Here is a 20,438-nt window from a genome sequence, read left to right on the forward strand (position 1 = left end):
TAATCCGCCCATGCGCCTGCTCCGCCCCTGGCTTGCCCTGCTGCTGCTCGCCCTCTGGGCGCTGTCGGCGACCGCGCTGGCCGACAAGGTGCCGGGCGAACCCCTGCGCCGAAGCTACGACTCCGACCAGACGCGCGCCAAGCCGGGCCACCTCGCGCTGGCCACTTCGCCCGACGGCGAACTCTTCACTGGCAACAACGAAGGCGTCCTGCGCTTCAACGGCATCGACTGGCGACTGACCACGCTGCCGGGCCGTTCACCGGCGCGCGCGCTGGCCACCGGCAGCGACGGCCTGGTCTACGTCGGCGGCTACGACACCTTCGGCCGCCTCGCGCCCGATGGCCAGGGCGGCCTGGTGTACGAAGAGCTGCTCGATGCGGCCGGCCTGCTCGGCGACCAGCGACACCTCGGCTTCGTCTACCAGGTGATCGCCGCCGAAGACGGCATCTGGTTCCGCACCGACGAGCGCCTGTACTTCCTGCCCGGCGAAGGCGGCAAGGCGCGGCACTGGCCGCTCGGCGAGGACGTGCGCAGCTTCTACCTGGTCGACGGACAGCTGCTGGCCCGCATCGAGGGACGGGGCCTCGTGCGTTTCGATCCGCAGCGCGGCAGCTTCGAGCTGCTGCCCGGCGGCGAGGCACTGGCCAACGTACCGCTGCCGGCGGTGCTCAGCCACGAGGACGGGCTGCTGCTGGTGGCACGCGATGGCCTGCACGTGGCAAGCCCGCAGGGGCTGCGCCGCCTCGAGGGTCCCGCCAGCCGCCTGCTCGACGGACGTCGCAGCTACACCGCACGCGAACTCGACGACGGCACCATCGTGGTCGGCACCCTCGATGGCGAACTCATCCGTTTCGACCGCGACCTGGTCGTGCGCGAGAACCTCGACCTCGGCAGCTACGCCGTCATCGAGCTCACCATCGACCGCGAAGGCGGGCTGTGGGTCGCCACCGAGAACGACCTGCTGCGGCTGTCGCTGCCCTCGCGCTGGTCGCTGCTGGGCGACAGCCAGGACATCGCGGGCAATCCGCAGGACTTCGAGTGGCACGACGGCGTGCTCTGGCTGGCCACCAGCCAGGGCATCCAGCGCCTGCAGCCTTCGCAGGATGGCCAGCCGCGCGCGGAGCGCTTGCCCTGGACCGAGTACGAGGGCTATGCGTTGCACTCGACCGACGCCGGCCTGCTGATGGGCGTGCGCGAAGGACTGCTGGTGCTGGAGCCGGGTGAGCGCGAGCCGCGCAGCCTGTTCCGCCATCCGCACCATGGCGTGTACGCGATGCTGCCCTCGACGTTCCGGCCCGATCGCCTCTACGCCCTCTCCGGGCCCAACCTGATGCTGCTCCGGCTCGAAGCGGGCCGCTGGCAGCTGGGCCAGACCATCCCGCTCGAGGGCCTGAGCCTGTCGGGCATCGAGGAGTCGGCCGAAGGCGAGCTTTGGATGGGCGACACCCGTGGCCCCGTGCAGCGCTGGCGCATCGACCTCGATACCGGCGAGGTGCTGGGGCGCCGCAGTTACGACGACGCCCAGGGCCTGGTGGTGAACCGCCAGTTCGGCACCAGCGTGCTGCGCTTCGAGGGAAGCATCCGCGCCACCAGCGGCGACCGCAGCTTCCGCCTCGAAGGCGATGCCTTCGTGCCCGACCTGGCCCCGCCCGCGACCCTGGTCGAGCGCACCAATGAACTGGCGGTGGAAGAAACGCCGCTGGGCGACTACGCCTACACCTCGCGCGAACTGTGGCACCGCGCGCCCGGCGAACAGGAGTGGCGGCCACTGTATCCGGGCGGCCGCGGCCTGGGCGGCTATTCCTACCTGCGCGTGGGCCGCGACGGCGTGCTGCGCATCGCCACCTGGACCGGCCTGCTGCAGTACGACCCGGCCGAATCGCAGGCCGCGACGCAACCGCTGCAGCTGGGCATGGAGCTGGTGACCGCGCGCAACGAGCAGGGCCAGAAGCTCTCGCTCCCCACCCGTACGGATGCCGAGCATCCGGTCACCGTGCCGGCCGGCCACAGCCTGACCCTGCGCTTTGCCATGGTGAGCATGGAAAGCGGTGCCGAGTTCCGCTACCTGCTGCACGGTGTCACGCCGGGCTGGAGCGAGTGGGCCGACCGCGACCTGTTCATCCGCGCCTTGCCCGCCGGCGACTACGCGCTCGAGGTGCAGGCGCGCACCGGCACCGGGCGACAGCCCGCCGCCATGACCTACCGCTTCCGCGTGCTGCCGCGCTGGCACGAGCAGTGGTGGGTCCGCGGCCTGGGCCTGCTGGCGCTGCTGGGCGCCGGCGTGCTGGCGGCGCTGTGGGGCGTGCGCCTGCGCACCGAACGTTTCCTGGCCGACAACCGCCGCCTCGAGGCGCGCATCGCCGAGCGCACGCACGAACTCGAGGATGCGAACCGGCGGCTGGCGGAGATGGCCACCGAGGACGCCCTCACCGGCGTGTCCAACCGCCGCGCGCTGGAGAACGGCCTGCGACGCGAGTGGTACCGCTGCCTCGACCAGCGCCGCCCGCTGAGCGTGCTGATGATCGACGTGGACCACTTCAAGTCCTACAACGACGCCCACGGCCACCTCGAGGGCGACGTGCAGCTGCGCGGCATCGCCCAGCGCCTGGCGCGCGAGCACGACCCGCAGCGCGAGCTGCTGGCGCGCTACGGCGGCGAGGAGTTCGCGCTGCTGCTGCCGGGCGTGCACCTGGCGGAGGCCACGCGCCGCGCCGAAGCCATCCGCCTGGCCATCGCCGCCAGCGATGCCGGCATGACGGTGAGCATCGGCGTCGCCGGCGCCGTGCCGGAAGTGCAGGCCGAGCCCGACAGCCTGCTGCGCCGCGCCGATGCGGCGCTGTACGCCGCCAAGCGCGCCGGCCGCAACCGCGTGGCGACCGATGCCGGCTGAGCGCGGCAAGCGCGGCGCGCCGCGGCCTGAAAAAATATGCCCGGTCTGCTCGCGACCCTTCCAGTGGCGCAAGAAGTGGGAGCGCGACTGGGAAAACGTGCGTTACTGCTCCGATGCCTGCCGGCGCGGCACGCCGCGCGGCGGCGTGCGCCCGGCCTGATCAGGCCTTCTTCACCAGGCCGATAAGCGCGAGCAGGATCACCGCGCCGATGAAGGCGGTGAGGAAGCCGCCGAACTCGCCGCCGATGCTCACGCCGAACTTCGGCAGCAGCCAGCCGCCGAAGAAGGCGCCCAGCACGCCCACCACCATGTTGATGAGCAGCCCGAAGCCGCGGCCCTTCATCACGATGCCAGCCAGCCAGCCGGCCAGGGCGCCGATGAGCAGGAAAATGATCAGGTTCATGTCGCGTCCTCCGTCAGGGATTTTCGGCGCCGTCGCCGCGGGCGGCGGCCTTGCGGGCCTCGGCCTGCTCGCGCAGCTGGCGCAGTTCCTCGGCACTCATGATGTGCGCCGCGTCGCGCGAACTGGAGCTGATGCGGGAATTGAGCCAGCCCAGCAGGAAGGCCACCATCAGGGCCAGCGAGCCGGCCAGCAGCACCAGCACGCCGATGGCGGGCATCGAGCGGTGCATGGCCAGGCCGAGGGAGGCGATCGATCCGAGCAGGTAGAGCCAGTGCATGGGGCACCTCGCGGGTTTGGCCGGAGTTTAGCCCAAGCCGCCGGACTGTCCAGCCGGGCGGCTCAGAGCAGGGGCGAGAGCAGGCGCGCGCAGGCGTCGCCAAGGCGCCGCCAGGCCGGGCCGGGCGGATCGTCGCCCTTCACCTCCCGGCACTGGTGCAGCGTCTGCCCGATCTCGTCCTGCAGGCCGCGCGCCACGCCGGCGTCGTGCAGCGCCACGCTGAGTTCGAAGTTGAGCCGGAAGCTGCGGTGGTCGAAGTTGGCGCTGCCGATGATGCACGAGTCGTCGTCCACCAGCAGCGCCTTGGTGTGCAGCATGCGCGGCTGGTACTCGAACACGCGCACGCCGGCGGCCAGCAGTTCGTCGTAGTAGGAACGCGCCGCGGCGCTGACCAGCAGCGAGTCGCTGCGCGCCGGCAGCACCACCCGCACGTCCAGGCCGCGCAGCGCCGCCGAGGTCAGGGCCATGCGCGCGGCCTCGCCCGGCACGAAGTACGGCGTCACCAGCCAGACGCGGTGGTTGGCCTGGTGGATGGCTTCCACCTTCACCCGGTGGATGGGCTCCCAGGGCGAATCGGGGCCGGCCGGCAGCGCCTGCGCCACCAGCCTGCCCGGCGGCGGTTCGGGCCACAGGCGTGCATCGCGCAGCGCGGTGCCGGTGGCGTAATGCCAGTCCTCCAGGAAGGCCAGCTGCAGCCAGCGCACGATGGCGCCCTCGAGCCGCAGGTGCAGGTCGTGGTAGGCGCGGGGGTTGACCGCCTCGTTCTCTTCGTCGGTGACGTTGATGCCGCCGGTGAAGGCGATCGCGCCGTCGACCACGACGATCTTGCGGTGGTTGCGAAGGTTGATGCGCGGCCGCCACAGCCAGCGCAGCCGCGCCGGATGGAACCACGCCACCTCGGCGCCGGCTTCGAGCAGCGGCGCCAGGAAACCGCGGCGCAGCCGCGACGAGCCCAGCGCGTCGAGCAGCACCCGCACCCGCACGCCATCGCGCGCCCTGGCCGCCAGCGCGTCGCGCACGAGGGTGCCGGTGTGGTCGGGCTCGAAGATGTAGTACTCCACGTGCACGTGGTGGGTGGCGCCGGCGATGGCCTCGAGCAGGGCGTCGAAGGTGGCCGCGCCGCCCACCAGCAGGCGGGCATCCGAGGCCGAGCAGGGCGCGAAGCCGGTGGCCTGCTGCGCCAGCCGCGCCACCGTGGCGGCATCGTCGCTGGCGTGCAGGTCGGGCGGCAGCGCCTCGCCGATGCGGTCGCGCGAGAGGTGCCGGCGCCGGCGCTGGCGCACGATCCGCTGCGGCCCGAGGAAGTGGTAGATCACCAGGCCCACCACCGGCAGCAGGGCCAGCGAGAGCAACCAGCTGAGCGTGGCGATCGGCTCGCGCTTCTGCAGCACGATCCAGCCCGCCAGCACCACGATGTATAGCGCCCAGGTGCCGACCAGCCAGGGCTTGAGCTCGGGCCACCAGGCGCCGGCGTCGATCATGCCGCCGGTTTTCCGAAGATCTGTTCGGCGCGGTTGAACAGCACCCAGCTGGTGGCGATGTACTTGTCGCCGCCTTGCGGTCGGTTGCCGCGGTGGGTGTGGGTGAACGCGGCCGGCGCGATCAGCAGGCTGCCGGTGCGTGGGGCCACCTTGCGCCGCTGGTGGAAGAACTCGGTCTCGCCGGCCTCGAAGCCGTCGTTGAGGTAGATCGTCCACAGCAGGTGCCGGTGCAGCGTGTCGCAGCCCGGGTCGCGCGGGTAGAGCTCGCAATGCCAGTACGGGTAGCCGCCTTCGCCGGCGCGGTAGCGCTGCAGGTTGATGCGGCCGGGCCGGAAGATGGTCTTGATGATGCCGTCGAGCGCGGCGTCGTCGAGCGCGACCACGCCGTCGGCGTCGAGCCGGCGGCGCTGGCCCGGTGCGCCGTGTTCGAGCATCAGCGGCGCGATCAGCGTGTAGGGGTAGCGGCGCACGTACTTCGACAGGCCCGCCAGCACCGCCTGGGTCAACGAAGCCTCGACGTCGCGCCAGGCGTCCTGGCCGCTGATGCTGATGTCGCGGCTGTGCTTGAGCTCGGGAAACAGGCCGCCGCCGACCAGGCCCGGCTGGTCCTGGCCGCTGGCCTCGAAACGCCGGAGCATCGCCGCGCAGGCCTCGGCCGGCACGGCGTCGTGGTAGACCTCGATGAGGTCGTCGGTGGCCATCAGCCGTTGCTGTCGAACTGCTGGTGGTAGCGCACCGCTTCGGCCACCTCGTTGCGCGAGCCCAGGAACACCGGCACGCGCTGGTGCAGGCCGGACGGCTGCACCTCGAGCATGCGCTGGCGGCCGGTGCTGGCGGCGCCGCCGGCCTGCTCGATGATGAAGGCCATCGGGTTGGCCTCGTACATCAGGCGCAGCTTGCCGCCCTTGTCGCGGCACTTGGCGTCGAGCGGATAGCTGAAGATGCCGCCGCGGGTGATGATGCGGTGCACGTCGGCCACCATCGACGCCACCCAGCGCATGTTGAAGTCCTTGCCGCGCGGGCCTTCCCTGCCGGCCAGCAGGTCGCCCACGTAGCGCTGCATCGGGGTTTCCCAGAAGCGCTGGTTGGACATGTTGACGGCGAATTCCCTGGTGTCGGCCGGGATCTGCACGTCGCGCTGGGTGAGCATGAAGCTGCCCACCTCGCGGTCCATCGTGAACACGTGCGTGCCGTGGCCCACCGTCAGCACCAGCTGGGTGCTCGGGCCGTAGGTGGTGTAGCCGGCGCACACCTGCGCCGTGCCCGGCTGCAGGAAGTGCTCGTCGCCCGGCGCGGTGACGCCGTCGGGGCAGCGCAGCACCGAGAAGATGGTGCCGACCGAGATGTTGACGTCGATGTTCGAGCTGCCGTCGAGCGGATCGAACAGCAGCAGGTAGTTGCCGCGCTGGAAGGCGTCGGGGATGGGCTGGCTGTGGTCCATCTCCTCGGAGGCCAGGCCGGCGAGGTGGCCGCCCCAGGCGTTGGCCTCGAGCAGGATGTCGTTGCTGAGCACGTCGAGCTTCTTCTGCGCCTCGCCCTGGATGTTTCCGGTGCCGGCATCGCCCAGCACGCCACCGAGCGCGCCCTTGCCGATGGCGATCGAGATGGACTTGCAGGCGCGGGCCACCACCTCGATCAGCAGGCGCAGGTCGGCGTTGATGCGGCCGGCGTGCTGCTCCTGAATCAGGTAGCGGGTGAGGGAAATCGGCTTCATGGCGCTCCAGCGGGTGGCGACGGACCCGGGCATTGTCCCCGACCCGGCCGGGCTTGCAAGCGCGGGCCCGGTTGGCGCCACAATCGGCCATGACGCCGCTGAACATGGAATCGCTGCCGCTGCTGCCCCTGGGCACGGCCCTGGGCGTGGGCCTGCTGGTGGGCGCGGTGCGCGAGCGCCGCCATCCGGAGCGGCCCACCTCGGCCGGCCTGCGCACCCACGCCCTGGCCGCCCTGGCGGGCACGGTGGCGCTGTGGCTCGATCCGGTGGCCTTCGCGGTGGTGCTCGCCCTGGTGGGCGTGTTCGCAGCCATGAGCTACCGCCAGAGCCAGGCCGAGGACCCGGGCCTGACCGGCGAGATCACCCTCGTGCTCACCTGCCTGCTCGGTGGCCTGGCGGTGGGCCTGCCGCCGCTGGCCGGCGGCCTGGGCGTGGTGGTGGCCGCGCTGGTTTACCTCAAGGCGCCGCTGCACCGGCTGGCGCGCGAGCGGGTGAGCGAAGCCGAGGTGCGCGACGGCCTGGTGCTGCTGGCCTCGGCCCTGGTGGTGCTGCCCTTGGTGCCCGACCGCGCGATCGGCCCCTTCGACGTCTTCAATCCCAAGATGCTGTGGCTGCTGGTGGTGCTGGTGATGGCCATCAGCGCCGCTGGCCACGTCGCCCTGCGCCTGGTCGGCAACCGCTGGGGCATGGCCGTGGCGGGTTTTTTCGCCGGCTATGTCTCGTCCACCGCCGCGGTGGCGGGCTTCGGCCAGCGCGTGCGCGAAACGCCCGGGCTGCGATCGGCCGCCGTGGGCGCCGCGCTGCTGGCCAACCTGGCTTCGGTGAGTCTGTTCGTGCCGGTGCTGCTGGCGGTGTCGCCGGGCCTGCTGCCGCTGCTGGCCGCGGAGCTGGCGGTGGCCTGCGGCGTGCTGCTGGCGGGCGGCCTGCTGGGCCTTCGCCGCGATGGCGACGGCGTGCCGCCGCCCACGTCCGAAAGCCGCATGTTCCGCTTCCGCCACGCCCTCGCCTTCGCGGCCATCATCACCGTGGTGCTGTTCACCGCGGCGGCGCTCAATGCCTGGCTGGGCCCGCGCGGCGCGATGGTGGCCGCGGTGGTGGCGGCCCTGGCCGAGCTGCACGCGGCGGCGGCCACCGTGGCCAAGCTCTGGCAGTCGGGCACCTTCGACGCGCAGCAGGCGCGCTGGGCGGTGGTGGGCCTGCTGGCGGCCAGCTCGCTGGCCAAGACGGTCATCGCCCTCGCCAGCGGCGGCGTGGCCTACGGCTGGCGCGTGGGCCTGGGCCTGGCCACGATGGTCGCGGCCAGCGCCGCCGTAGTACTCCTGCTCTGACTGAATCAACTGAACCAGGTTGATTTTATCCAACCTGGTTCGATTGGTTCAGATGATTCGGAGGGTGATGGCCTTGAGGACGGCGCGGGTGCGGTCGCGGGTGCCGAGTTTGTCGAGGATTTCGGAAACGTAGTTCTTCACCGTGCCTTCCGACAGGAAGACCGCGCGCGCGATCTCCTTGTTCGAATAGCCGCCGGCGATCAGGCGCAGGATCGCCACCTCGCGCTCGCTGAAGGTATCGGTCGGCTCGCTCTGGTCGCGGTAGGCGTAGCGTGCGCGCACCGGATCGGTGGGCACGGGCGCCAGCAGGGTTTCGCCGGCGGCGACGCGGGTGATCGCTTCGACGAGGTCTTCGGGCGAGGCGTCCTTGAGCAGGAAACCCTGGGCCCCGGCTTCGGCCGCGGCCAGCGGCAGGCTTTCGTCGTCGAAGGTGGTCAGCAGCACCACCGGCGTGCGGTCGCCGCGGGCGCGCAGCGCGCGCACCAGGCCGAAGCCGTCGAGGCCGGGCATGCGGATGTCCGAGAGGATCACGTCGGCCGGGGTGTCGGCCAGCGCGTCGAGCAGGGCCTGGCCGTCGCCGGCCTGCGCCACCAGTTCGAGGTCCGGGAAGCCGGCAAGCAGCGCGGTCAGGCCGCTGCGCACCAGGGCCTGGTCGTCGGCCAGCGCCACGCGGATGCGTGCCACGCTCACGCCGCCACCGGCAGCCAGGCCTGCAGGTGCACGCCGCCGGTGTCGGTGCGGCGCACGTCCAGGCCGCCGCCGGCGGCCTCGAGCCGCTCGCGCATGCCGCCCAGGCCGTTGCCGGGCCTGAGCTCGCCGCGGCCGCGGCCATCGTCGCGGATGTCCAGGCGCAGCCCGCCGTCTTCGCGCCGCAGCACCACCCACAGGTTGCCCGCCTGCGAATGCCGCGCGGCATTGGTCAGGCCTTCCTGCACCGTGCGCAGCAGCGCCTCGGCCTGGGCCAGCGAACCCACGCGCGCGTCCTCGTCGATCTGCAGGTGCAGGCGCGGCCGCGGGAAGGGCGAGGCCAGTGCGGTGATCGCCGGCGCGAGCTCGAGGCCCTCGTCGGCGCGCATCTGCTGCACCACGCCGCGGATGTCGGCCAGCAGCTCGTCGGCGAGGCGCGCGCACAGCGCCACCGGCGCCTCGTTCGCGTAGCGCGGGTCGCGCGCCAGCGCGGCGAGGTTGAGCTTGAGCGCGGTGAGCTTGTGCCCGGCCACGTCGTGCAGCTCGCGCGAGAGCCGCAGGCGTTCGCCGTCGCGGGCGCTTTCGGCCAGCAGCGAGCGCGTGGCCAGCAAATCGGCGTTGACCACGGCCAGCTCCGCGCGGGCGCGCTCGGCGCTGATGCCGAACCACGCCGCGGATGCGGCGAAGGCCTGGAAGCAGGCCACCATCAGCACCGCGACGGCCGGCGAGGTGAAGCGCCATACGTAGGCATAGACCAGGTAGAGGCCGAGGTTCACCAGCACCAACAGCGCCGCCGTGGGCCTCGGGGCCCAGGCGTGGATGGCCTGGACGGCGCAGAGGATCAGCAGGATCGGCAGCGTCGAGCTGCGCGCCAGCAGCATCAGCGCAAAGACGAGCGCGTACTGGAGCAGCACCAGCGTGCGCAGGTAGCGGGGCGGCTCCGGCGTCTCCTCGTGGCCCAGCACGGCGGCGAACAGGACCAGGTAAGCCAGGTGCAGCGCGGCCAACCACGACGCCGGCGCCGGCGCGTCGCGCCAGGGCGGCACGCCGGCGCCCAGCACCACCACCTCCCAGCCGATCGCCGCCCAGGTCAGCAGGCCGGCCAGGTTGAGCGGCGTGAAAAGGCGCTTGGCGAAAGAGGTCATGGCGCCAGCTTGGGCCGGCGCCGCGGTCCGCTCAAGGGTCGCGCCGAAGAAAGTGACTTCCGGCACCCGGGTTTGCTGACCGCCGGCACCTGAGCGCGGCGCCGCCGCCCGCGAGACTGGCGCCACGTCACCGGAGAACCCGCCATGGATATCGCCACCCTGCCCCTGGTCCTGCACGTCGCCGCCGGCACAGTGGCCCTGGCCACGTTCTGGACCGCCGGCCTGGTGAAGAAGGGCACGCCCCTGCACCGCCGCGTCGGCCAGGTCTACCTGCTGGCGATGCTCGCCATCGTGCTCACCGGCATCCCGCTGGTGCTGCAGGTGACCGCGCGCGGCCAGCCGGTGGGCGCGCTGTTCCTCACCTACCTGCTGGTGCTGGTGGGCAACGCCAGTTGGTCGGCCTGGCGCGCGATCCGCGACCGTCGCGACCGCGCCGCCTACTTCGGCCCGATGTACTGGTTCGTCGCCGCGCTCACCGCCGGCAGCGGCCTGGCGATCATCGCGCTGGGCCTGCAGACCGGCGCCGTGCTGCTGCAGGTGTTCGGAGGCGTGGGCGTGTTCGCCGGCGTCGGCGCGCTGCGCGGCTGGCGGCGTTCGGCCACCGACCCCCAGTGGTGGCTCAAGGAGCACTACGGCGCGATGATCGGCAACGGCGTGGCCACCCACATCGCCTTCTTCGGCATCGGCCTGCGCGGCCTGCTGCCGGGCGTGGACCCGCAGCTGCTGCAGCACTTCGCCTGGTTCACGCCGCTGGCGGGCTCGCTGGTGGCGGCCTGGTGGCTGGGCCGCAAGTACGGCCGCCCGGTGGCGCCGGGTCAGACGTCGCCGTCGTCGAGCCAGCCTTCGCCCGTGCCGCGGTTGAACACCTGATCGCCCGGCTGCACGCTGCCGGCCGGGAACGAGGGCAGCGTGGCGAGCCGGGCGTAGATCGGCGTGAAGTCCGGCGCGGTCGCTTCCATCAGCTGCTCGTAGCTGTCGATGACGAAATACGTCTTCTGGTAGGTGTCGATGCGGTAGCGCGTGCGCATGATGCGCTCGAGCTCGAAGCCGATGCGGTTGGGCGCGGCCGACTCCAGGCAGTGGATGGACTCGCCCTTGGAGCTGACGATGCCGCTGCCGTAGATGCGCAGGCCGTCGTCCTCGCGGATGAGGCCGAACTCCACCGTGTACCAGTACAGGCGCGTCAGGTTCACCAGCGCCTCGGGACCGATGGCGTGCGCCTTGACGCCGCCGCGGCCGTAGGCGGCCATGTAGTCGGCGAACACCGGGTTCATCAGCAGCGGTACGTGGCCGAACAGGTCGTGGAACAGGTCGGGTTCGCTGAGGTAATCGAGCTGTTCGGGCTTGCGGATCCACCAGGTCACCGGGAAGCGGCGGTTGGCCAGGTGCTCGAAGAAGGTGAGTTCGGGCAGCAGGCCCTCGACGCCGATCAGCTCCCAGCCGGTGGCGTTGCGCAGCGAGCGGTTGAGTTCGTCGAACTTCGGGATGCGGTCGGGCGACATGCCCATCGCTTCCTGCTGGGCCAGGAATTCGCGGCTGGCGCGGCCGGGCAGGATTTCGCGCTGGCGCTTGAACAGCGTGGCCCAGACCTCGTGGTCGGTGGCCGTGTAGTCGCCCCAGGGCTGCTCGACCACGGCCGTGGTGTAGACCGGCACGTAGCCCTTGTCGGTGAGCTGGTGTTCGACGCGCTTGGGCTGTTGCATCCTGGCCTCCGTACCTTGCACACCAGTCTAGCGCCGGGTGGGCGCAATCGGCTTGCGTAGTTGCGCGACATGCCTGAACAGGCGCAACATCATTGCGTCCAGTGACAGAAAGGCCGCAGGAAATGGAGCAAACCCGGCTCGACCGCACCGACCTGGCCATCCTGGGCGAGCTCCAGCGCGAAGGCCGGCTCAGCAATGCCGACCTCGCCGAGCGGGTGAAGCTCTCGCCCTCGGCCTGCCTGCGCCGCGTGCAGCGGCTGGAACAGGCGGGCGTGCTGGCCGGCTACGCGGCGCTGATCGACCCGGCGAAGGTGGGCCTGGGCCTGCAGGCCTTCGTGCGCGTGCAGCTGGCGCGCCACGAGCCCGACGCCGTGGCCACCTTCACCGCCCGCGTGAACCGCTGGGACGAAGTGGTCGCCTGCCACGCGCTCACCGGCGAGATGGACTACCTGCTGCACGTGGTCGTGCAGGATCTGGAGCACTTCTCGCGCTTCCTGCTCGACCACCTGCTCAACGCCAGCGGCGTGGCCGACGTGAACTCCAGCTTCGTGCTGCGCACCGTCAAGCCGCCGCGCGGCCTGCCGCTCGGCCATCTCGCCTGACCCCAGGCCTTTCCCTACGGCGCCGGCTGGCCGAAGGTGCGGCCGAAGAAGTCGCCGTCCTTCCACTTCGGGCGCGCCTCGGCATCGCCCACGCGCCGGCCGATGGCGGCGTTGAGCTTCGCCAGCCGCGTCGCGCTCGGGTAGTGGATCGGCAGCGAGGCTTCGTCGCTGGGCTGGTGGTAGTGGCCGGTGAGGAAATCCTCGTACAGCGCCAGTGCGTCCACGTCCGGCGAGCGCGCCTTGATGCCGGCGTCGAGGTACACGGCCGGGATGCCCTGGCGCACGAAGGCGTACTGGTCCGAGCGCACGAACACCACTTCCTCGGGCTTGGGGTCGGCCGTCAGGCCGATGCCCAGGCCGGCCGCGGCGGCCTGCACGTCGGCTTCGAGCGTGCTGTGCTCGACGCCGATGGGCACCACGTCGGTGACGTCGGCCAGGAACACCGGCATGTCCATGTTGATGTTGGCGACCAGCGGGCCGGCCACGGTCGGGCGCGTGGCGAAATACTCGGCGCCGAGCAGGCCGCGCTCCTCGGCCGTGACCGAAACGAACAGCATCGAGCGCCGCGGCGCCGGCCCGGCCAGCAGCTCGTTGGCGGCCTCGAGCATCACAGCCGTGCCCAGCGCGTTGTCGAAGGCGCCGTTGTAGATGCCGTCGCCATCGACCTCGGCGCCGACGCCCACGTGGTCGAGGTGGGCGGTGAACACCACGTGCTCGGCCGCCAGCGCCGGGTCGCTGCCCGGCAGCAGGCCGACCACGTTGCTGCTTTCGAGCCGCGACAGCGCCGTGGAACCCGAGAGCGTGGCCTGGCCCGGCAGGTCGAAGGCCTTGAGCGTGCCGGACTCGCGGCGCGCGAACACTTCGTCGGCGTCCATCGGCGCGCCCTCGAACAGCTGGCGCGCCGCGTGCACGCCGAGGCTGGCCGTGGCGCGGATCCCCGGGTAGGCGTCGATCGGCGCGCCTTCCTCGTCGAGCAGGCGCATGCCCGGCATCTGCCAGTTGCGCGCGCCGCGCGCCCAGGGGTACTTGGCCTCGTCCACCGGGTTGCCCAGGCTCACCGCGCCCACCGCGCCGCGCGCGGCCAGGGCTTCCATCTTCTGCCGGCCGGAGGCGTGGAATGCGCGCTGGGTGTTGGGGAAGGTCGAGGGCGCGCCGGAGAAATACACCGCGATCTTGCCTGCCACGTCCACGCCGGCGAAATCGTCGTGGCCGAGTTCGGGCGCATGCACGGCCTGGCCGACGAAGACCAGCGGCGCGGTGACGGCATGGGTGCCGGCGTTGAAGTTGATGCCGGGCAGGAAATCGTCCTGGAAAGCGAACGTGATGTCGCCGCCGGCGCGGCGCACCACGAAGGCCGCGCCCTCGCGCTGGCGCCGGCCCTCGAGCAGCGGCACCGTCTGGAAATAGCTGCCGGCGTCACCGGCGGGCTGCAGGCCCAGCGCACGGAATCGGTTGGCGACGTAGAGCGCGGCCAGGTCGTAACCGCGGGTGCCGGCGGCGCGGCCTTCGAGCAGGTCGTCGGCCAGGAAGGCGACGTCGGCCTCGATGCGCCGCTCGCCACCGGCCAGGCCGCCCTGCACATCTGCCCCGGCCTGGGGCGGCGGGACCGCCTCGCGGCCACAGGCCACCAACAGGGACAGGGCAAGCAGGACGACGACGCGCTTCATGGGCAGGCTCCGGACAAGTCCACCGAAGCTAGCAAAGAAAGGGCAAAGAAAGGGGGTCAGGTTCACTTCCGGGGACGCGGCACCGGTGCAACGCGAAGTTCCTGCGCCCGGAAGTGAACCTGACCCCCTTTCTTCAGGACTCCCAGCCGCTCATGGGGTCGGACATCACCAGGTCGCGGCCGGCGTGCTTGGCGGCATACATGGCGCGGTCGGCGCGCTGGAGCAGCTGCGAGAAGTGGCGGTCGGCCGGCGCCAGCACCGCCACGCCGATCGACAGCGTCACGCCCCGGCGCTGGCCGTCGAGCTCGAGCGGCCGTCCCGAAAACGACTCACGGATGCGCTCTGCCGCCGCCGCCGCGCTGGCACCGTCGGTGTTGGGCATCAGCACGATGAACTCCTCGCCGCCCAGGCGTCCCGGCAGGTCCTCGGCGCGCAGCGACTCGCGGATGCGCGCCACCGCCTGCACCAGCGCCAGGTCGCCGGCGGCGTGTCCGAGCTCGTCGTTGATGCGTTTGAAGTGGTCCAGGTCCACCACCAGCAGCGACAGCGGCATGCCATGCCGCCGCGCCCCGGCGATCGCCCGCGTGCCCAGTTCCTCGATCGCGCGCCGGTTGTACACGCCGGTGAGGAAGTCCATGCGCGCCGCGCGCTCGAGCTCGCGCTGGCTGCGTTCGGTGCACAGCAGCAGGAAGCCGAGCGTCGCCACCACCGGCAGGATGCTGCCGACCGCGTAGGTCAGCACCTGCACGTGGGTGAGCTGGAACACCGTCAGCACCTGGCCCGGGTCCACCACCAGCACGCCGGCGCGGTAGGCCATCACCGCCGCCGAGAAGGTGAAGGCGCCGCCGGCCACGTGGCGCAGCGGGCCGGTGGCCTCCGGGCTGCGGTAGACCGTCCAGGCGCTGTAGCCGAGCATCCAGGCCAGGACCAGCGAGATCGTGATCAGCCGCAGGGTCAGGTCGGGCTCCAACAGACCCCACCAGGTGGAGATCGCCACGGCCAATACCACCATCACCGCCAGCAGCAGCGGCCGCACCTGCTGGTGGAAGAAGCGCCGCAGCGCCACCGCGTACGCAGCGAACGCCAGGGCGATGCAGGCATTGGCGCCCACGATGGTCAGCCATTCCGACAGGTGGTCGCGCTGCGTCAGCAGCACGAAGCCGGCCGGCTGCAGCAGGGTGGCGGCCACCCACCAGGTCAGCGCCGGGCGGAACGCCGCCGGCATCGCCCGTGCGACCACGGCCAGCAGCAGGCCCACCAGCAGGGTGAGCACGGCGCCCACCAGAAGCCCCGACCGGATGTCGAACGTCCACTCCATCTGCCTGTTTCGCCCCCTGTGGCGACGGCCTGGTTTTCCCCAGCCTTTCACTGCAACCACGCGCGCGCAAGCGCCATGGGGACAAGAACGGGGTCGGGTTCACTTTCGTGAAACCGGAAGTGAACCTGACCCCGTTTTTTTAGTCGTCGGTGGGGCGGCGGAAGGGGAGGACGGTGCCGCGGGGTTCCGGCGGGAGCTCCCAGAGCACGGGCACGTCGTCGGGGCGGGGCATGGCGAATTCGCCGTCGTCGTCGCCGGGCAGGGGCTCGTCTTCCTCGTCTTCCCAGCTGTAGCGCTTGCGGGGCGGCTCCGGGTCGGCCCGGCGCCAGATGAAGGCCGCCAGGATGCCCGCCAGGGCGCCGCCCAGGTGGTATTCCCAGGACACGCCGGGCTCGCGCGGCAGCACCGTCAGCACCATGCCGCCGTAGAAGAAGAAGGCGATCAGCGCCGCGGCGATGGCGGCCTTGTCCCGGCGCAGCAGGCCCAGGAACAGCAGCAGGAACATCAGCCCGTGGGTGAGGCCGCTGGCGCCGATGTGGAACGAGGGCCGGCCGATCAGCCAGGTGACCAGGCCCGACACCAGCCACAGCACCGGCAGCGCCCGCAGCGCGGCGCGCGGATACACCGTGCCCAGCAGGGTGCCCAGGATCAGCAGCGCCACCGAATTGGCCAGCCAGTGCCCGGCCGAGCCGTGCAGCAGCGGCGCGGTGACGATGCCCACCAGGCCGGCCGGCTCGAGCGGCACCAGCGCCAGGAAGCGCATCTCACCCAGCCAGGCCCCGGCGTGGAAGATCGCGCCGAGCAGGGCCACGAACGCCATCGAGGCCAGCAGGGCCCGGCGGAAGTGGCCGCGCACGGCCTCGGCGTGTTGCAGGCGGTCGCTGTCCATCAACCCGAGGTGGGGGCCGGGGCCCGCCGCGTCAAGGCCCGGCTCAGGCGCCGGGCAGCACGTCCTTGGGCGGGCGCGGCTTCACCCACAGGCTCATCACCATCGAGGTGGCGATGGTCGCGGCCACCACGCCCAGCGAGATCGCCACCGGGATCTTGTAGATGTCCACCAGCAGCATCTTGGCGCCGATGAAGATCAGCACCAGCGCCAGGCCATAGGCCAGCAGGTGGAACTTCTCGGCCGCGCCGGCCAGCAGGAAGTAAAGCGCGCGCAGGCCCAGCACCGCGAACACGTTCGAGGTGAGCACGATGAACGGGTCGGTGGTGATGGCGAAGATGGCCGGGATCGAATCGACGGCGAAGATCACGTCGGTCACCGCGATCATCACCAGCACGATGAACAGCGGCGTGTACTTGCGTCGCTTGCCCTGGCCGATCCACAGCGCTTCGCCGTGGTAGCGGCGCACCATCGGGAAGCGCCCCGTCAGCCAGCGCAGCACGGGGTTCTTGTCCATGTCCGGCTCCTGGCCGGCCGCCCAGAGCATCTTGGCGCCGGTGACCAGCAGGAACACGCCGAAAATGTAGAGGATCCAGTGGAACTGCGCGATCAGCGCCGCGCCCACGAAGATCAGGATGCCGCGCAGCACGATCGCGCCGAGCACGCCGAGAATGAGCACCCGCTGCTGCGACTGCGCCGGCACCGCGAAATAGGTGAACAGCATCAGGAAGACGAAGATGTTGTCGACCGCCAGCGCCTTCTCCACCAGGTAGCCGGTGAGGAACTCGAGCGCGATGCGGTTGGCTTCCTCGCCCGGCAGGCGCTCGGACAGGTACCACCACAGGCCGAGGTTGAAGACCATCGCCAGCGCGATCCAGGCCAGCGACCAGATCACCGCCTCGCGGGTGCTGACCTTGTGCGGGCCGTTCTGGCGAAGGACGAGCAGGTCGACCGCGAGCGCGGCGACGACGAGGACCGCGAACGCGGTCCACATGAGCGGGGTGCCGATGGTTTCCAAGGAGATCTCCGGTGCGGGCCTGTCGTCCGCCACGCAACGCGCTCCCCGGAAGGAGCGTGGCGGGCGGGCGAAGGTCTTGCTCGCAGGCGAGGCCTGCCTGCCGGACCGGGGACCTGGACAGGTGCCAGGGCCCGTGATGACGATCTCGGCAGCGGGAGCTACTCCCCTTCGGGGGGCAGAGTCTGCCACGAATCCTTACCTTGACGTCAATCACGCCCGCCCCGGACGGCCTCGGGTTAGGCTAGCCCGGTTGGGCCGGAAGGCCGCGGGATCCGGGGCGGGCATGGAGCTGGACGTCAGGTCGGTGATGCTGGTGGGGGTGCTGCTGAGCATCCTCACGGTGGTCCTGCTTGCGCAGGCCGGCCAGGCCTTTCCGGTCGAACGCCGGCGCCTCCTGCGGATCTGGACGGTGGGCCTGCTGCTGCAGCCGGTGGCCTGGGCCCTGCTGGCCACGCGCGGCCTGGTCAGCGACGCCCTGTCGATTTCCCTGGGCAATGGCCTGCTGCTGCTGGGTTTCGCCGAGATGGCCCGGGCCGTGCGTGGCTTCCAGGGCCTGCCCGAGCGGCGCCTGGCCTACTGGACGCTGGTGTCGCTGGTGGTGGTGGCCCTGATGGTCTTCGCCGAAGGCTGGCCGCACTACAGCGCGCGCGTGCTGGTCAATTCCAGCTGCGCCGCGATCCTCCTGGCTTCGATCGCCCTGGCCTTGTCGCGTGACTACACCCGCCGGGGGTTCACCGCGGCCCGCCTCACGGGCGCCTTCGCCGGGCTGGGCGTGCTGATCGCGCTGTGGCGTTTCGCCGAGCACTCGCTCGATCCGCGCGCCACAGGCAGCCTCTACGATGCCGGCGCCAGCGACATCGCCGTCTTCAGCTACGCCTGCGTCGGCGTCACCTTCCTGAGCCTGGGATTCGTGCTGATGCACACCGAGCGCGCCTACGAGGACCTTCGCCGGCTGGCGTCGCTCGACCCGCTCACCGGCGTCCTGGCGCGCAGCGGCCTGGCCGAACAGGGCCACCGGCTGATGTCCGAGTCGCGGCGCTACCAGCGGCCGCTGTCGATGCTGCTGATGGACATGGACCAGTTCAAGCAGGTCAACGACAGCCTGGGCCACGCCGCCGGCGACACCGTGCTGCGGCACCTGGCCGAACGCGCCCGCCGCGTGCTGCGCGGCGAGGACGTGCTGGGCCGGCTGGGCGGCGACGAGTTCGTGGCCCTGTTGCCCAGCACCGACGCGGCCGGCGCCCGGGTGGTGGCCGAGCGCCTGCGCGATGCCTTGCACGAGGCGCATGCGCGCTACCGTGGCGAGGAGGTGCCCGTGGACCTGTCGATCGGCGTGGCCGAAGCCCGTGCCGAAGACTCCTTCGACGCCCTCCTGCAGCGCGCCGACCAGGCCATGTACGGGGCCAAGCGCGCCGGCGGCAACCGGGTGGAACTGGCCCCGGCGGGCTGAAAACCCGGCGGCACCGGGCCGGCGCCGGTAGAATGGCGCGATGAACAGCCCCGCCCTGCCCGTCGTCCGGCTCAAGATCGAGCGCCGCTCCAACCACCCCTGGATCTTCCAGAAGATGGTGGAAAAGCCCGAGGCCAAGCCGCGCCCGGGCGCGGTGGTGGACATCGTCGACAACACCGGCAGCTGGGTCGGCCGCGGCTTCTACAACGGCCACTCGCGCATCGCCCTGCGCGTGCTCACCGAGGACCGCCACGAGGCCATCGACGAAGCCTTCTTCCTGCGCAAGATCGCCGACGCGGTCGCCCTGCGCCGCGAGGTGCTGCGCCTGGATGAGCACACCGACGCCTGGCGCGTGGTGCACTCCGAGGGCGACGGCCTCTCGGGCCTGGTGGTCGACCGCTACGGCGACCTGCTGGTGGTGGAGTTCTTCTCGGCCGGCGCCTTCCGCCACCGGGAGTGGATCTACGCCGCGTTGCGCGAGCAGTTCCCGGGCTGCCGCTTCTACAGCTTCGCCGAGGAGCACGTACAGAAGCAGGAGAGCTTCGACTTCCGCGCGCCGCCGGCGCCGGAGCCGAGCATCGTCACCGAGAACGGCCTGAAGTTCCGCGCCACGCCCGGCAGCGGCCACAAGACCGGCTTCTTCGCCGACCAGCGCGACAACCGCGAGTTCCTCTCGCGCTTCACCGCCGGCAAGCGCGTGCTCGACATCTGCTGCAACTCGGGCGGCTTCGCCATCTATGCCAAGGCCCGCGGCGGCGCCGACGAGGTCACCGGCATCGACCTGGACGAGGAAATCCTCGAGGTCGCCGAAAAGAACGCGCGCCTGAACCACGCCAAGGTGAAGTTCACCCAGGCCGACCTCTTCCCCTACCTGCGCGACGCCCAGCAGCGCGGCGAGCAGTGGGACGTGGTGATCCTCGACCCGGCCAAGCTCACCCGCGACCGCGACCAGGTGATCCCGGCGCTGAAGAAGTACAACGACATGAACAAGCTGGCCATGCAGGTGGTCCGCCCCGGCGGCATCCTGCTCACCTGTTCGTGCACCGGCCTGGTCAGCGAGGAGGAGTTCCTCGACATGGTGCGCCGCGCGGCGTTCTACGCCGGCCGCACCGTGCAGGTGCTGAAGGTGGCCGGCGCCGGCGGCGACCATCCGTTCATGGCGCACGTCAAGGAAAGCCGTTACCTGAAGGCCGTGTTCTGCCGCGTGATGTAAGCGTTCGCGCCGCGCACACGCCCGGCGCGCGCCAATGACCGCCATGCCCGACACGCTCGACGACGTCTTCGCCCACGCCTGGGCCCGCCTGCGCGCGGGCGTCTTCGGCCGCCACGACCCCTTCCACCAGGGCGTGCTGGCCAACACCAGCGACGAGGGCCCGCAGGCGCGCTACGTGGTGCTGCGCGCCGCCGACGCCGCCACCGGCACCCTGGCCTTCCACACCGACCGGCGCAGCCCGAAGTTCGCGGCCCTGGCCGCCGACCCGCGCCTGGCCTGGGTGTTCTTCGGCCACGGCGAACAGCTGCGCATCGAGGGCCGCGTGCGCCTGCACCACGACGACGACGCGGCCCGCGCCACCTGGGCCGCGATGCGCCCGCTGGCGCGCCGCACCTATGCCGTGCCGCTGCCGCCGGGCACGTCGGTGGACGCGCCGGAAGACGCCGGCCTGCCGGGCCTGGGCACGCCGGCCGACCCGGCCGCGCTCGAGGCCGCGCGCGTGCACTTCGTGCTGGCCCGGGTCGAGGCCACGCGCCTGGACTGGCTGTCGCTGGCCGCCAGCGGCCACCGCCGCGCCCGTTTCGAGCGCGGCCACGACGGCTGGCAGGGCCGCTGGCTGGCGCCGTAGCGCGCGCCGGCATCGGCTAGACTGCGCC

At 71.5% G+C, this 20,438-nt stretch carries 20 protein-coding genes; 8 read left to right on the plus strand and 12 right to left on the minus strand.

Features of this window, described 5'->3' with window-relative positions; all coding sequences use genetic code 11:
- Positions 1-10 precede the first annotated feature (10 nt).
- Together ABS41_RS03240 and ABS41_RS03245 are read left to right on the plus strand one after the other, a co-directional pair.
- The gene (locus ABS41_RS03240; protein ID WP_290590487.1) at positions 11-2,890 is read left to right on the plus strand and encodes a GGDEF domain-containing protein; all 2,880 of its coding nucleotides are present in this window, start codon (positions 11-13) and stop codon (positions 2,888-2,890) included.
- The gene (locus tag ABS41_RS03245) at positions 2,880-3,050 is read left to right on the plus strand and encodes a DUF2256 domain-containing protein (protein ID WP_290590488.1); all 171 of its coding nucleotides are present in this window, start codon (positions 2,880-2,882) and stop codon (positions 3,048-3,050) included. Before ABS41_RS03240 ends, ABS41_RS03245 begins: the two co-directional genes overlap by 11 nt.
- On the opposite strand, the gene ABS41_RS03250 is transcribed toward ABS41_RS03245, so the two are convergent.
- The 5 genes from ABS41_RS03250 to ABS41_RS03270 form a co-directional block, all read right to left on the minus strand.
- Positions 3,051-3,293: a GlsB/YeaQ/YmgE family stress response membrane protein gene (locus ABS41_RS03250; RefSeq protein ID WP_290590489.1), complete on the minus strand. Its 243-nt coding sequence runs from the start codon at positions 3,291-3,293 to the stop codon at positions 3,051-3,053. It lies immediately after the preceding gene.
- 13 nt (positions 3,294-3,306) lie between these two features.
- Complete coding sequence (locus ABS41_RS03255; RefSeq protein ID WP_290590490.1) at positions 3,307-3,570, minus strand: hypothetical protein; 264 nt, start codon at positions 3,568-3,570, stop codon at positions 3,307-3,309.
- Positions 3,571-3,632: 62 nt separating this feature from the next.
- Positions 3,633-5,051 carry a cardiolipin synthase gene (cls, locus tag ABS41_RS03260; RefSeq protein WP_290590492.1) on the minus strand — a complete coding sequence of 473 codons (1,419 nt, stop codon included), beginning with the start codon at positions 5,049-5,051 and terminating at the stop codon, positions 3,633-3,635.
- Positions 5,048-5,752 carry a 2OG-Fe(II) oxygenase gene (locus tag ABS41_RS03265; protein ID WP_290590494.1) on the minus strand — a complete coding sequence of 235 codons (705 nt, stop codon included), beginning with the start codon at positions 5,750-5,752 and terminating at the stop codon, positions 5,048-5,050. The genes cls and ABS41_RS03265 overlap by 4 nt, the downstream gene beginning before the upstream one ends.
- Positions 5,752-6,765: a class 1 fructose-bisphosphatase gene (locus ABS41_RS03270; RefSeq protein WP_290590496.1), complete on the minus strand. Its 1,014-nt coding sequence runs from the start codon at positions 6,763-6,765 to the stop codon at positions 5,752-5,754. The genes ABS41_RS03265 and ABS41_RS03270 overlap by 1 nt, the downstream gene beginning before the upstream one ends.
- A gap of 89 nt (positions 6,766-6,854) precedes the next feature.
- On the opposite strand from ABS41_RS03270, the gene ABS41_RS03275 reads away from it, so the two are divergent.
- Positions 6,855-8,093 carry a DUF4010 domain-containing protein gene (locus ABS41_RS03275; RefSeq protein ID WP_290590498.1) on the plus strand — a complete coding sequence of 413 codons (1,239 nt, stop codon included), beginning with the start codon at positions 6,855-6,857 and terminating at the stop codon, positions 8,091-8,093.
- Between the two features lie 48 nt (positions 8,094-8,141).
- Here the strand turns inward: ABS41_RS03275 and ABS41_RS03280 are convergent, their stop codons facing one another.
- Together ABS41_RS03280 and ABS41_RS03285 are read right to left on the minus strand one after the other, a co-directional pair.
- Positions 8,142-8,777, minus strand: a complete 636-nt coding sequence (locus ABS41_RS03280) for a response regulator transcription factor (RefSeq protein WP_290590501.1) — start codon at positions 8,775-8,777, stop codon at positions 8,142-8,144.
- Positions 8,778-8,779: 2 nt separating this feature from the next.
- Positions 8,780-9,925, minus strand: coding sequence for a histidine kinase (locus ABS41_RS03285; protein ID WP_290590503.1), 1,146 nt, complete (start codon positions 9,923-9,925; stop codon positions 8,780-8,782).
- 144 nt (positions 9,926-10,069) lie between these two features.
- Between ABS41_RS03285 and ABS41_RS03290 the strand changes: the two genes are divergently transcribed.
- Positions 10,070-10,795, plus strand: coding sequence for a DUF2306 domain-containing protein (locus ABS41_RS03290; RefSeq protein WP_290590505.1), 726 nt, complete (start codon positions 10,070-10,072; stop codon positions 10,793-10,795).
- On the opposite strand, the gene phhA is transcribed toward ABS41_RS03290, so the two are convergent.
- Complete coding sequence (phhA, locus tag ABS41_RS03295) at positions 10,741-11,628, minus strand: phenylalanine 4-monooxygenase (RefSeq protein ID WP_290590508.1); 888 nt, start codon at positions 11,626-11,628, stop codon at positions 10,741-10,743. The two genes, ABS41_RS03290 and phhA, sit on opposite strands and share 55 nt — an antisense overlap.
- Positions 11,629-11,750: 122 nt before the next feature.
- Between phhA and ABS41_RS03300 the strand changes: the two genes are divergently transcribed.
- Complete coding sequence (locus ABS41_RS03300) at positions 11,751-12,230, plus strand: Lrp/AsnC family transcriptional regulator (RefSeq protein WP_290590602.1); 480 nt, start codon at positions 11,751-11,753, stop codon at positions 12,228-12,230.
- A 14-nt stretch (positions 12,231-12,244) separates the two neighbouring features.
- Here ABS41_RS03300 and ABS41_RS03305 read toward each other — a convergent pair whose 3' ends face one another.
- The 4 genes from ABS41_RS03305 to ABS41_RS03320 form a co-directional block, all read right to left on the minus strand.
- Entirely contained in the window at positions 12,245-13,897 is a 1,653-nt protein-coding gene (locus tag ABS41_RS03305; RefSeq protein WP_290590511.1) for a M28 family metallopeptidase, read from the minus strand.
- Between the two features lie 133 nt (positions 13,898-14,030).
- Complete coding sequence (locus ABS41_RS03310; RefSeq protein ID WP_290590514.1) at positions 14,031-15,215, minus strand: GGDEF domain-containing protein; 1,185 nt, start codon at positions 15,213-15,215, stop codon at positions 14,031-14,033.
- Positions 15,216-15,354: 139 nt separating this feature from the next.
- Positions 15,355-16,104: a rhomboid family intramembrane serine protease gene (locus tag ABS41_RS03315; RefSeq protein WP_290590517.1), complete on the minus strand. Its 750-nt coding sequence runs from the start codon at positions 16,102-16,104 to the stop codon at positions 15,355-15,357.
- A 43-nt stretch (positions 16,105-16,147) separates the two neighbouring features.
- Entirely contained in the window at positions 16,148-17,119 is a 972-nt protein-coding gene (locus ABS41_RS03320; protein ID WP_290590520.1) for a TerC family protein, read from the minus strand.
- A gap of 283 nt (positions 17,120-17,402) precedes the next feature.
- On the opposite strand from ABS41_RS03320, the gene ABS41_RS03325 reads away from it, so the two are divergent.
- From ABS41_RS03325 to ABS41_RS03335, 3 genes are read left to right on the plus strand one after another with little or no spacing between them, the layout of a single operon-like run.
- Positions 17,403-18,569 (plus strand): GGDEF domain-containing protein, encoded by a 1,167-nt coding sequence (locus ABS41_RS03325; RefSeq protein WP_290590523.1) that lies wholly within the window; start codon positions 17,403-17,405, stop codon positions 18,567-18,569.
- A 40-nt stretch (positions 18,570-18,609) separates the two neighbouring features.
- Positions 18,610-19,782 carry a class I SAM-dependent rRNA methyltransferase gene (locus tag ABS41_RS03330; RefSeq protein ID WP_290590526.1) on the plus strand — a complete coding sequence of 391 codons (1,173 nt, stop codon included), beginning with the start codon at positions 18,610-18,612 and terminating at the stop codon, positions 19,780-19,782.
- Positions 19,783-19,816: 34 nt separating this feature from the next.
- The gene (locus ABS41_RS03335; RefSeq protein WP_290590529.1) at positions 19,817-20,410 is read left to right on the plus strand and encodes a pyridoxamine 5'-phosphate oxidase family protein; all 594 of its coding nucleotides are present in this window, start codon (positions 19,817-19,819) and stop codon (positions 20,408-20,410) included.
- Positions 20,411-20,438 lie beyond the last annotated feature (28 nt).

Origin of the sequence: Arenimonas sp. SCN 70-307 (genome assembly GCF_001724815.1) — a bacterium.
Lineage (GTDB): Bacteria > Pseudomonadota > Gammaproteobacteria > Xanthomonadales > Xanthomonadaceae > Arenimonas.